The organism is Pelagibacterium nitratireducens, from assembly GCF_037044555.1.
Classification (GTDB): Bacteria; Pseudomonadota; Alphaproteobacteria; order Rhizobiales; family Devosiaceae; genus Pelagibacterium; species Pelagibacterium nitratireducens.
This window is the reverse complement of sequence record NZ_CP146275.1, coordinates 2537487-2549476: the sequence shown is the minus strand read 5'-3', so window position 1 is coordinate 2549476 and position 11990 is coordinate 2537487. Positions and strand designations below refer to the sequence as shown.

The window sequence follows — 11990 nt, the reverse complement described above, 5'->3', positions numbered from 1 at the left end:
GCGTAAGCCGTAAAGGTCAATCAAGAGGAGTAAGCAATGCCGGTCTGGCTAAAACGCGGGAAAGATGTTGAAGCGCGCGCGCAGGCCGACCGCGAAGTCCGCGCAACCGTTGAAACCATCCTGTCCGATATCGAAAAGCGCGGCGATGACGCGGTGCGTGATCTTTCGCGCAAGTTCGACAATTGGGAACGTGATGATTTCCGGCTTTCTCCTGCAGAGATCGAAGACTGCAAGAACCAGCTCTCCGATCAGAATCTCGCGGATATAGAATTTGCCCAGACCCAGGTTCGCAACTTTGCCCAGGCCCAGAAAGACACCATGGGCGAATTGGCCATCGAGACGCTTCCGGGCGTAACGCTTGGGCATAAACACGTACCGATCAACGCCGTGGGCTGCTATGTGCCCGGCGGCAAATATCCTCTTCTTGCCTCCGCGCACATGTCGGTCCTCACCGCCAAGGTTGCCGGGTGCAGGCGCGTGGTCACCTGTGCCCCTCCCTTCGGCGGCAAACCCGCCCCGGCCATCGTGGCCGCACAGGCCATGGCGGGGGCCGACGAGATTTTCGTTCTGGGCGGAATCCAGGCCGTTGGCGCCATGGCGATCGGTACCAGATCGATCGATCCGGTCGACATGCTGGTGGGGCCGGGCAACGCGTTTGTGGCCGAAGCCAAGCGGCAATTGTTCGGCCGGGTCGGAATCGATTTGTTTGCCGGACCGACCGAAACCCTGGTCATTGCCGACCAGACGGTGGACGGCGAATTGTGCGCCACCGATCTTCTGGGACAGGCCGAACACGGACCCAATTCGCCCGCGATTCTCCTCACGAACTCCGAAAAGCTCGCCCGCGACACCATCGAACAGATCGAGCGTATCCTCGAAATCTTGCCGACAGGGGAGATGGCGCGCCGCTCCTGGGAGGATTATGGCGAGGTGATCGTGTGCGAAAGCTACGAGGAAATGCTGGTCCAGGCCGACCGTATTGCCTCCGAGCATGTGCAGGTGATGACCGATCGTGATCTGTGGTTCCGCGATAACATGACCAACTACGGCGCTCTGTTTCTGGGCCCGCGCACCAATGTGGCATACGGCGACAAGGTAATCGGCACAAATCATACATTGCCCACCATGAAGGCAGCCCGTTACACTGGTGGCTTGTGGGTGGGGAAATTCATGAAGACATGCACGTGGCAAATTGTGGAAACCGATGCCGCCTCGGCGACCATCGGTGAATACGGATCGCGGCTGTCGATGCTCGAGGGCTTTGTCGGCCACGCCGAGCAGGCCAATATACGCGTACGCCGTTATGGTGGGCGCAACGTTCCCTATGGCACAGCGGTTCCCCCAAAGACCGAGGCTGCGCAGTAAGAGAATGGATCTCCCCCGCACGCCCAGTTTTCGGCTCGATGGCAAGCGCGCACTGATCGCCGGCGGTACGCGCGGAATCGGGTTGGCCTGTGCCGTCGCGCTGGCCGAAGCGGGAGCAGCCGTCACCATTGCAGCCCGTACGGGCCCGTTGGTGGAAAAGGCCGTCCTCGCCCTGCGCGAAGCGGGGTTCGATGCCACGGGCGAAGCGCTCGATGTCACAGACTTCAATGCCGTCGAGGCGTTCGTCGCCCGCACGGAGCCGTTCGATATCCTGGTCAATAGCGCTGGAACGGGGCGTCATGCGCCAGTTGCCGAAATCACCCCAGTCGACTATCGCGCAGTGATCGATGTCAATGTCGGCGCAGCCCTGTTTCTGGCCAAGGCGGTTTCACAGCGCCTCGTGTCTGAAGGGATGCCGGGATCGATTATCACGCTCTCGTCGCAGATGGGCCATGTGGGCGGGCCGGGGCGCACGGTTTACTGCGCAACCAAATTTGCTGTTGAAGGCATGACCAAGGCCATGGCCATCGAGCTTGGCCCGCACAATATTCGGATCAACACTGTCTGCCCGACCTTTGTCGAAACGGAGTTGACCAGCGCGGCCCTCTCGGACCCCGACTTCCGGTCCTGGGTGCTTTCAAAGATCAAGCTCGGACGGCTGGGCAAGGTCGAGGATATGATGGGGCCGGTGCTGTTTCTGGCATCCGACGCCTCGGCGATGGTTACGGGCACGGCCCTGATGGTGGATGGCGGATGGACGGCGGAGTAGGCAAGAAGGGACCGGTGACCTCATCGCAGGTGGCACGCCTCGCCGGTGTGTCCCAGTCCGCTGTTTCGCGCAGCTTTACCCCTGGCGCGTCCATTGCCCCGAAAACCCGCGCCAAGGTGCTCGAAGCGGCGAAAGCCCTGGGCTACCGACCCAATGCCATCGCCCGCTCGCTCATCACCTCTCGCTCGCGCATCATCGCAGTGGTGATGGCCTATCTCGAAAACCTGTTCTATCCCGACGTGCTCGAGGAACTGGGGCGCAGACTGGCGGCGGAAAATTATCACCTGCTGTTGTTTACCGGCTTCAAGGACCGCGATTCCGATCCGGTCTTCGATCAGTTGATGCAATATCGCGTCGACGGTATCATTTTAGCATCCACCTCGCTGTCCTCGGAATTGTCCGAGGAATGCGCGGCAGCGGGCATTCCCGTCGTCCTTTTCAACCGGACCACCGAACGCGACGCCGTCTCTTCGGTGACCACCCAGAACCGGGAAGGGGCCAGAAAGCTGGCCGATTTCCTCGTCGCGGGCGGGCACAAGACCTTCGGCTATATCTCGGGGCTGGAAAATTCATCGACCAACCGCGACCGTTTCGAGGGCTTTCGTGAAGGTCTGGCCGCCCATGGCTTTACCGACATCATCGTTCGCACGGGCAATTACTCTCGCGCCGACGCCGAAACTGCCGCGCGCCAATTGTTCGCTCTGGAAAACCGGCCCGAGGCTGTCTTTGTTGCCAACGACCACATGGCCGTCGCGGTGATGGATGTGGCACGCTACGAGTTCGGGCTGACCATTCCTGACGACCTTTCGGTCGTGGGGTATGACGATGTCGGCCCTGCGCGCTGGCCCGCCTACGGCATTACCACAGTGACCCAGCCGATCGAGGGCATGGTGGAAGCGGCGGTACGCATCCTCATGACCCAGATCGCCAGTGGAGAGATGATCTCCGAGCACGAATTGTTGCCGGGCGAACTGATCGTACGCACGTCGGCAATACGGCCCCGAAACGGCATTGTCACCGTCGATGGCCAGAACCTTTACCGTCCGGAGGCGCAATGATCGCCCCGGCCAACGCCCATACTGACAGCCACGGTTCTCTTGTCCGTGGCAGCCCGGACCTGTCAGCACACGCAACCCTTTTTTTGAGGGTCTGTGCATACGAATGCATGCGTGCGGACAATCCGGCTCCCAACATCAAGCCAAGGAGAGCACCATGACCGCGTGGACTCAAAAAGCGATGGAAGAGCGGCTCATTCGCTATGCCGATCTCAAAGGACTGCGCAACGCCTTTATCGATGCCCGCACCCCGGGTTCGGATCGGAAGGAGAACTTCACCATCATCGGGCCGGGCGTTTCGGAAAATCCCGCCCAGGTCGTGCATCTGCCCGAGCCGCACGGCTTCAATGTCGGGGCGGCGCGCCAGCCCGGCGGATGCATCAACTCCCAGCACAGCCATCTCACGGCCGAGGTGTTCGTCGTGCATACCGGCAAGTGGCGCCTGCTGTTTGGTGCCAACAAGGACGAAGGCTATCTCGATGTCGAGCCGGGCGACGTCGCCTCTGTCCCCACCCACATGTTTCGCGGGTTCGAAAAGCGCGACGAAGGCACCGGGTTTCTCTTTGTTGTGCTGGGCCGGGACGATCCCGGCAAGGTGGTCTGGGCGCCCTCGGTGTTCCAGATGGCAGAAGACTATGGACTCAAGCTCTTAAAGGGCGGCAAGCTGGTCGATACGACGCTGGGGGAAACGGTGCCCGAAGGCGCCGAACTCGAACAACCCCCTTCCGCCGAGGTCATGGAAAAGCTCAAGACCCCACCCGCTGAAAAAATGGCCCAGTGTTATGCGGCGGCGGCAAAGATGGTGGCCAACGCCAATTCACCTCTCGCCCATGACGGTGTCGCCGAGGCCGGTGTTATCGGTGAAAAATCGACAGGCGACGGCTTCGAGCCCGGACCGATTTCGGGGTGGTGGGAGCATGGTTTCGCGCTGCGCCAGTTGCGTATGGAGACCGGGGCAAGCGTGCCCATGCACGCGCGCGCCGAGCAGGAGGTGATCTTCGTGCATGAAGGCACCCTCGAAGTCACGTGGGACGGCGGCAGCATCATCATGGGCGCGGGCGATACGCTAAGCGTTCCCATCGGGCTCGCTCACGGCTTCCGCAATACCGCTTCGGCACCCCTTACCGCCTTTATTATCCGCGGCTCCGACGATCCGCAGGCTCCCCGGTTTGCGTCCAGTTCGGTTGCCGCGGAATAGAGGAGAGACGCGCCCGGCATGCCAGATGCCGGGCGCTGCAATTTGGAATCTAAACCATGACCGCACTGACCGCCGATATTCTCGAGCTCTTGCGAAAGACTGACACGCCAACCGTATGCAACGCGCTCGAGCACGCTATGGGCGGGCGCACCGCCGAGGGGTTTACAAAGATCCCCACCGTTTGCGCTGATCCCGCGTTGCCGCCGATCGTGGGCTTTGCACGCACCGCAAAGATCCGCGCTTCATCACCTGCCCAGAAGCCGGCCGACGAGGTCAAGGCGCTGCGCATGGCCTATTACGACTATGTCGCGTCGGGCGATGGCCCTAACGTCGTGGTCATCGAAGACACCGACTGGCCGCGGCCCATCGGCGGGTTCTGGGGCGAGGTCAATGTGGCGATCCACAAGGGGCTCGGCCTTGCCGGCACTCTCACCAACGGCATCCTGCGCGATCTGGGCATGCTCGATGCGGGCTACCAGGTCGTGGCCGGGGCCATTGGCCCCAGCCACGCCTTCGTTCATGTCACCGAGATCGATTGTCCTGTCACCGTCTTCGGCATGGCGGTCAACCCCGACGACCTCATCCACGCCGATCGCCACGGGGCGGTGGTTATTCCCGAGCGCTTCATAGCTGATATGGCTCGCTGCATCGATCTCGTTATCCGCAAGGAGCGCCCGATCATCCAAGCGGCGCGTGCGCCCGGCTTTACGGTTGAAAAGCTCAAGAAGGCCTGGGGCGACGCCGAAGACGTTCACTGAACAAAAGGACGGTCGGTGCGCCCACCGCAGCGACCCGATAACAAAGCCTCCCACCACAAACTGCACCCAGCGCCCCCTGCGGAGCGCTGGTTTCTTTTTCGATCAGAGCGTGGCAAAAGTGGAAACGGTTTTGCGGTTCGGACACGCGACAAAACAAGGGCTTGGAGCCGAGGATTTGATTCAGTCAATACTGGACGGCCCTAGGCCTGCATGCGATCGAGCCGCAATTGCGCGGCGCGCCTGTGACCTTCCAGCCCTTCAGAAGCGCTCTGACGCGCGGCCGGAGGTGCGACGGCCCTAACCCCGCGCTCGTCGAGCCACTGGTGGGTGGCGATCTTCACATAGGCCCCGACCCACAGCCCGCCTGTATAGCGGCCCGCGCCCATGGTGGGCAGGGTGTGGTTGGTTCCGCAGCATTTGTCGGAATAGACCACAGAGGCGTTTTCCCCGATAAACAGTGAGCCGTAGTTGCGCAGCCTGGTGGCAAACGCTTGAGCGTCGGTGGTGTGCACCTGCAAATGCTCGGCCGCAACCCAGTCGGAATAGGCAATCATCGCCTCCTCGCTCTCGCACACGACAATTTCTCCATAGTCGCGCCAGGCCTCGCCCGCCACATTGGCGGTCGACAGACCCTCGAGCTGCCGTTCGACCTGCTTGAGCGTGGCATCGGCCAGCGCCCGGTCGGTGGTGATCAACCCGACCCGCGTGCGCACATCGTGCTCGGCCTGCGCCAGCAGATCGGTCGCGATCATTTCCGCATCGCCCGACGAATCCGCCACGACGAAAATCTCGGACGGTCCGGCCAACTGGTCGATCCCTACAGGCCCGAACACCTGCCGCTTGGCTTCATTCACGAACGCGTTGCCCGGTCCCACGATCTTGTTGACGGCCGGTACGCTGTCTGTGCCATATGCCATCGCGGCAATCGCCTGGGCGCCGCCGATCCGGAAGATACGGTCTGCGCCCGATAGATGACAGCCAGCGATCATCGCCTTATGGGCGTTGGGCGGCAGGCATGCGATCACTTCGTCGACGCCCGCGACCTTGGCTGGCACTATGGTCATCACCGGCGCCGAAAGCAGCGGATAGCGCCCGCCCGGCACATAGCACCCAACGCGTTCGAGCGGGATGACCCGATGACCCAGATGCAGGCCGGGCAGGGGCTCGACTTCAAGCGGCAGGATGGTTGCCAATTGCGCCTCGGCGAACGCCCGCACATTGGCGATGGCAAATTCGGTGTCGGTGCGGGTTTGCGGGTCCAGCGCATCGAGCGCCTCCTGACGCTCGGCCTCGGACACCTCGAAGACCTCGACGTCGGCCTTGTCGAATTTCTGCGAATATTCACGCACCGCCGCGTCGCCCCGTTCGCGCACCTGGGCAATGATTTCACCGACCAGCTTTTCGACGGGGGCATTGTCGCTCGCCGAGCTGCGTTGGGGGGATTTGATGAAGGTGACGCCCTTTTGCGCCGTGCTCGCGCCATCGCTCATTGTCGTTCCAACTCCTGTGTGCCGGGGTGTGCCCGGGAAAACTGCGCATGTCTGCCCGCGCGCAGGAACACACAATTCCTGCGACAAACGGCCTGAAACCGGCACGTAAATCGGGCTGACAAAGTTCTTGCATACGTATTCAAAATTTGCCAGTCTTTTTTGCGACGGAGCAAAACGGGGGTGGTGATCACCTTGCGTCAGGCTCTTTGCCGGAGATTTTCATGCGCTATCCTGACACCAATCTTCTGATCGCCGGACGATGGCGACGGTCAGGATGTGGCGAGGGTAGCATGGCGGCCATTCGGAAGATGATAGATACCCGCTTTGTCTCGATCCGGGGCGCGACAGCATGAAGACCGCTGTTCTTTTCATGTTTGATCGTGATCTTGAGATCGGGAATGTCGTCATCGCCGACCCGCTGAGTTCGATCTGTGGCGGCGGCGTGTCCGACCGCGACATCACCAAAATCCCGGGTCCTTATGGCAAGGGGTGGCTGGTCCGGGCCAATGCGGCGCTTAAAGGGCTCGAGGAAGGTGTACCTGGTCGCGCAGTCATCGAGGCGCCCGCATGATACCGAGTGCCGAAACCGGGGCCAATAGCGATGCCCTCCCGCTGGTCCTGCTCGTGGGTACGCTTTGTGACGAGCGCCTGTTTGCCCCGCTGGTCGAACGGCTGGGCGATCAGCCGGTCGTCTATGGCGAAATGAGCGGCGCGCAATCGGCTTCTGAACAGGCTGCCCGGATTTTGCTCGGCGCGCCTGAACGGTTCGCGCTCGCCGGGTTCTCGCTTGGCGGTATCGTCGCGCTGGAGATTATTGCTCAAGCACCCGAGCGGGTGGTCGGGCTCGCGCTGATCGATACCACGCCGCGCCCCGATCTGCCGGCCAACGCGGACAGCCGTCGCGTGGCGGTCGGCAAGGCGCGCGAAAACGGTATGGACGACTATATTCTTGATGCCTGGGACAAACTGGTTTCTCCCGCAAATCGCGAGGATCAGGGGCTAAAAGCGACAGTTCTCGACATGGCGAGAAGTGCCGGTCCGGACGTGCTCGCATCCCAAGCGGAAATCGCCATCAACCGGGCCGATAGCCGCAAGCGGCTGGCTGCCATTTCAGTGCCCACCCTGATTGCTGCCGGCCAGGAGGAGGCCGTCTGCCCTCTTGAGGCCCATCAGGATCTCGCCGATGGCATCGCTGGTTCACGCTACGTCACCATTCCGGCAGCGGGGCACTTTTCCCCGCTTGAAAACCCCGCCGCTTTGGCGCCCCATATGCTCGAGTGGCTTGGGCGCGTTCAGGGCACATCCCAATCCCACAAGACCGGCCCCGGAAAATTGGGCCAAGGAGCATCCATGAGTGAGAGCGACACATCAAAATCCAAAGGCACGCCAGCCCAGCGCAAGGACAACCCCGAACAGGTTCTGCAGGTCGAACGCCGAGACTTCGTTGACCTTGTGCCCACCGATCGTCCCCGCAGCCAGTCGCTCAGCGGGTTCGACGAAATCTATACGGACATCGTCGACTATATCGTGCGCTGCACCCACAAGATCTGGGACGAGCGCGATGTGGGGCTGATCTACACACACTACACCCACAACAGCGTCGTTTATGGCACGCTCGGCACCATCTATGACCGCGAAACGGTGGTTCGCGATACCATCCAGCGGCTCGTTACGCTTCCCGAGCGCCGCGGCATGGCCACCCACGTCATCTGGAAGGGCAATGATGTGGATGGGTTCTACACCTCGCACATGGTGACCGGCACCGGACGCCATACGCAATATGGTCATTATGGTGCGCCGACCGGCCGCGTGTTCAACACCCGCACCATCGCCGATTGCCTCATATTCGAGAACAAGATCTACCGCGAATGGCTCGTGGGCGACAATATGGCCATCATCAAGCAACTCGGGCTCGATCCGCACGCTTTTGCCGAAAAGCTCGCCAAGGCCCAGTTCGACAAGGGACTGGTCGCTCTCGACATTGGGGAAAACCGTCGCCTGCTTGGTCAGTATCCGCCCGAGGCGGAGGCCGATCTGGAACTGGCCAGCAACGATATCGAGCGTGAAACCCTTGTCTGGATGCATGAGGTCTTCAACAAGCGCATGTTCGGAAAGATCAAGGACGTTTACGCGTCCAACGTCCAGTATCACGGCCCCATGCTGCGCGAACTCTACGGCGTTGCCGCGGTCACGCATCAATATCTGGGCCTGCTTGGCTCGATCCCCGACGCGTCCTTCATGCCCCAGCACATCTGTTCGGTCCCCTGCGAGGAGGGCGGCACCAAGGTGGCCGTGCGCTGGGTAATGGAGGGTCACCATCTGGGATATGGGATGCTCCAGGAACTGGGCGATCCCACCGGCAAGCGCGTCCAGGTGATGGGCATGACCCACTACCACTACAAGAACGGCAAGATTGTCGACGAGTGGAATGTCTATGACGAACTGAGCCTGCTCATGCAGATCAAGCTCGCCCAACTCGGCGACTTCAAACCCGAGCGCGAGGACGCGCCCGAACACTAGAATTGCTCTTCGGGACCGCGCGCTGACAAGGGTGCGCGGTCCCTCAATGATTTTGTCAGCGTACTGGCTTCCCGGGACTGCGCTCTTCACACCGGCTGAAATGATGCTATCGGTTAGGCTAGCGTTGCCAACGCATTTCCGTGGGATACTTCGTGACACTCGAACAACTGCGAATTTTTGTGGCCGTGGCCGAACTCGAGCATATTCGGCGGGCTTCGGAGACCCTCAACCTGTCGCAGTCGGCGGTAAGCTCGGCAATTGCGGCCCTCGAGACCAGGCATGCAGTTACGCTGTTCGACCGTGTTGGCCGCTCCATAGTTCTCAACCAGACCGGGCGCGATTTTCTTGGCGAGGCCAAGGCCGTGCTGGACAGGGCCAAGGCCGCGGAAGCGGCGTTGACCGATCTGTCGGTATTGCTGCGCGGGCGACTGTCGATCATGGCGAGCCAGACGATTGCCAGCTATTGGCTGCCCAGGCTCCTTGTGGCCTATCATGCGGAATATCCCCATATTGATGTCGACGTCACCTTTGCCAACACCAACGGCGTGGCCGCCGCCATCGAAAGTGGCGGCGCGGAACTCGGTCTCGTCGAAGGGCTGGTCGACAGCCCGGCGCTGGCATCCGACCCGGTTGGTCACGATGTCATGGACGTCGTTGTAGCAGTCGGTCACCCCTGGGCATCGGGAACGAACGCCCAACTGGATGCGGTCCCTTGGGTCGTTCGCGAACAGGGTTCGGGCACACGCGAGGCATTTGAGCAAATGGCGCAGGGCAAGCATCTGCCTGTCGCCATGGTTCTGCCGGGCAATGAAGCCGTTCTGGAAGCCGTCGAAGCCGGCCTGGGCGCCAGCTTGATGTCGCGGCTGGTTGCTCGCACGCGGCTTGAGGCAGGTACGCTTCAAATCGTTCCGGGCTGGAGCCGTGCGCGCGAATTCCATGTCCTGCACCACAAGGAGCGCTATCGCACCCGGGCGTCCAGTGCATTTCTTGAGGTCGTTGCAAAAAGTCAGCCGGCGAAAATCAACCGCTCTTTTTAGAGCCGTTCAGGATTTGATTGACTCAAATCCTTGGCTCTAAGTCCTTGTTTTGTCGCGTGTTGCGAACCGCAAAACCGTTTCCATCCCCGATCGCGTCGAGGACATGGTTTTGCTGGACACGCTCCGGCAATCGGTCTGCTGCCTACCTCGATGTGCCGGGGCGGTCGCTTTTCGGCTGCGCTGCGACCGCAATCGTTCGATTTTGCCGATCAGAATGGCCTGAATTTGGTGATGGAAACAGTGAGCGATCACGCTCATGAGGAGGGCTCAACAGGAGATGGCAATGGCGGCAATCGAGGAAGGGCAGGGCAGACGCTTCTTGGGCGCTTTGTCAGGGCCGGGGGAGATTGTGCGGCAATTCACGCCAAATTGGTTCGCCGTCACGATGGGCACCGGCATTTTGGCCGTCGCGCTCGGCCAGTTCCCGCAGTCCAGGGTGCTTTTCGGAACCGGTGAAGCGCTCTGGATCGCCAACATGGTGCTGTTCGTTGGCTTTTCAGCGCTCTACCTGGCGCGCTGGGTCCTTCATTTCGATGGCGCCTGCCGTATTCTGGGTCACTCCAGCATGTCCATGTTCTTGGGCTGTATTCCCATGGGGCTCGCCACCATCGTCAACGGTTTTTTGCTTTTTGGCGGTGCCCATGCGGGAAACATGGCTGTTGATATTGCTCTGGCGCTTTGGTGGGTGGATGTTGCATTGGCCTTCGCCTGCGGCCTGGGCGTGCCCTTCCTGATGTTCACGCGTCAGACCCACACAATTGAACAGATGTCCGCGGTCTGGCTCTTGCCCGTTGTGGCCTGCGAGGTCGTCGCGACGAGTGGCGCATTGCTTCTGCCGCAAATCGGGGACGCGAATCTGCAACTCTCGATTTTGATGACCAGCTATGTCCTGTGGGCCTGCTCGGTGCCCCTTGCTCTCAGCATTATCGTCATTCTGTTCCTGCGGTTGGCTATCCATAAACTGCCGCACGCTGGGATGGCGCCGTCCAGTTGGCTGGCGTTGGGTCCGATCGCCACCGGTGCGCTTGCAATGTTCGTTTTGGCCGAGAACGGGCCGGCGGTCCTCGCCGCCAGTGAGCTGGGCACGCTTGCCACCGCCATCGGAGGGGCAAGTTTTCTGACCGGCCTCATCCTTTGGGGTTATGGAATATGGTGGGCCGTCATGGCTTCACTCGTGACCGCGTGGTATTTTCGGAACCCGGTTCCATTCAATCTCGGCTGGTGGGCTTATATTTTTCCACTCGGCGTCTTCGCTCTGGCGAGCATCAAACTGGGCGACCTCTTGGCCCTCGATTTTATTGCCTGGGTAGGAGGCGCTCTGGTTGCCGCTCTCGCACTTGTTTGGATCGCCGTGATCGTAAGAACTCTCGGTCAGGCTTGGCAGGGCAAGCTCTTTTTGGCCCCATGTCTTTCCGACGACCTCCGCGTTTCCTCTTGCGGTCAAGATGCGCAGACAACCCGATAGCGCCTGCTGCTCGAATGCAGGCCGGCCCAATTCTGGTCGGTGCCTCAACATGCCTTCGCGGAGGGTCGGGTGCCGAAAAGCCCTTCAAGCCGACCGCTGCTCGACGCGGGCACCCACTCCGCCAGACACCAATACAATCACGATCACACAAAGCGCCGGGGCACTATCGTCGAAGACGCGGATGCCTTCGGTTTCGTAACCCCGGAATACGGTGCGCGAAAAGCTTGAGGCAGCCAATCAGGCGGTCGAGCAGATCGCCGACCCGGCTGCCTTGCGAAAGCCGTTCCACCCGCATCACCGGCATGGGCTCCAGCGCCTACCGCCAGCGGTCCG

General features: G+C 61.2%; 10 protein-coding genes. 9 read left to right on the top strand and 1 reads right to left on the bottom strand.

Features of this window, described 5'->3' with window-relative positions; all coding sequences use genetic code 11:
• Positions 1-36: 36 nt before the first annotated feature.
• The 5 genes from hisD (V6617_RS12585) to V6617_RS12565 all read left to right on the top strand — a co-directional run bounded on the left by hisD (V6617_RS12585) (position 37) and on the right by V6617_RS12565 (position 5145).
• Entirely contained in the window at positions 37-1365 is a 1329-nt protein-coding gene (gene hisD / locus V6617_RS12585; RefSeq protein ID WP_338607304.1) for a histidinol dehydrogenase, read from the top strand.
• Between the two features lie 4 nt (positions 1366-1369).
• On the top strand, positions 1370-2134 hold the full coding sequence (locus V6617_RS12580; protein WP_338607303.1) for an SDR family NAD(P)-dependent oxidoreductase: 765 nt from the start codon (positions 1370-1372) through the stop codon (positions 2132-2134).
• Entirely contained in the window at positions 2119-3192 is a 1074-nt protein-coding gene (locus V6617_RS12575; protein ID WP_338607302.1) for a LacI family DNA-binding transcriptional regulator, read from the top strand. The genes V6617_RS12580 and V6617_RS12575 overlap by 16 nt, the downstream gene beginning before the upstream one ends.
• A 154-nt stretch (positions 3193-3346) precedes the next feature.
• Positions 3347-4387, top strand: coding sequence for a cupin domain-containing protein (locus V6617_RS12570; RefSeq protein WP_338607301.1), 1041 nt, complete (start codon positions 3347-3349; stop codon positions 4385-4387).
• 56 nt (positions 4388-4443) lie between these two features.
• A complete protein-coding gene (locus V6617_RS12565; protein ID WP_338607300.1) occupies positions 4444-5145 on the top strand; it encodes an RraA family protein in 702 nt (233 codons plus the stop codon).
• Positions 5146-5345: 200 nt separating this feature from the next.
• On the opposite strand, the gene hisD (V6617_RS12560) is transcribed toward V6617_RS12565, so the two are convergent.
• A complete protein-coding gene (gene hisD, locus V6617_RS12560) occupies positions 5346-6635 on the bottom strand; it encodes a histidinol dehydrogenase (RefSeq protein ID WP_338607299.1) in 1290 nt (429 codons plus the stop codon).
• A 349-nt stretch (positions 6636-6984) separates the two neighbouring features.
• Here hisD (V6617_RS12560) and V6617_RS12555 point away from each other — a divergent pair, with 349 nt between their 5' ends.
• From V6617_RS12555 to V6617_RS12540, 4 genes are all read left to right on the top strand, one after another.
• Complete coding sequence (locus V6617_RS12555; RefSeq protein ID WP_338607298.1) at positions 6985-7206, top strand: hypothetical protein; 222 nt, start codon at positions 6985-6987, stop codon at positions 7204-7206.
• Positions 7203-9155, top strand: coding sequence for an alpha/beta fold hydrolase (locus V6617_RS12550; protein ID WP_338607297.1), 1953 nt, complete (start codon positions 7203-7205; stop codon positions 9153-9155). The genes V6617_RS12555 and V6617_RS12550 overlap by 4 nt, the downstream gene beginning before the upstream one ends.
• Before the next feature lie 152 nt (positions 9156-9307).
• Positions 9308-10192: a LysR family transcriptional regulator gene (locus V6617_RS12545; RefSeq protein WP_338607296.1), complete on the top strand. Its 885-nt coding sequence runs from the start codon at positions 9308-9310 to the stop codon at positions 10190-10192.
• Positions 10193-10448: 256 nt separating this feature from the next.
• Positions 10449-11657: a TDT family transporter gene (locus tag V6617_RS12540; RefSeq protein ID WP_422394781.1), complete on the top strand. Its 1209-nt coding sequence runs from the start codon at positions 10449-10451 to the stop codon at positions 11655-11657.
• Positions 11658-11990: the final 333 nt, after the last annotated feature.

Coding starts and splice junctions, on each gene's coding strand:
- V6617_RS12580 (WP_338607303.1), top strand. CDS start 1,370: ATGGATCTCCCCCGCACGCCCAGTTTTCGGCTCGATGGCAAGCGCGCA.
- V6617_RS12575 (WP_338607302.1), top strand. CDS start 2,119: ATGGACGGCGGAGTAGGCAAGAAGGGACCGGTGACCTCATCGCAGGTG.
- V6617_RS12555 (WP_338607298.1), top strand. CDS start 6,985: ATGAAGACCGCTGTTCTTTTCATGTTTGATCGTGATCTTGAGATCGGG.
- hisD (WP_338607299.1), bottom strand. CDS start 6,635: ATGAGCGATGGCGCGAGCACGGCGCAAAAGGGCGTCACCTTCATCAAA.
- V6617_RS12540 (WP_422394781.1), top strand. CDS start 10,449: ATGAGGAGGGCTCAACAGGAGATGGCAATGGCGGCAATCGAGGAAGGG.
- hisD (WP_338607304.1), top strand. CDS start 37: ATGCCGGTCTGGCTAAAACGCGGGAAAGATGTTGAAGCGCGCGCGCAG.
- V6617_RS12570 (WP_338607301.1), top strand. CDS start 3,347: ATGACCGCGTGGACTCAAAAAGCGATGGAAGAGCGGCTCATTCGCTAT.
- V6617_RS12565 (WP_338607300.1), top strand. CDS start 4,444: ATGACCGCACTGACCGCCGATATTCTCGAGCTCTTGCGAAAGACTGAC.
- V6617_RS12550 (WP_338607297.1), top strand. CDS start 7,203: ATGATACCGAGTGCCGAAACCGGGGCCAATAGCGATGCCCTCCCGCTG.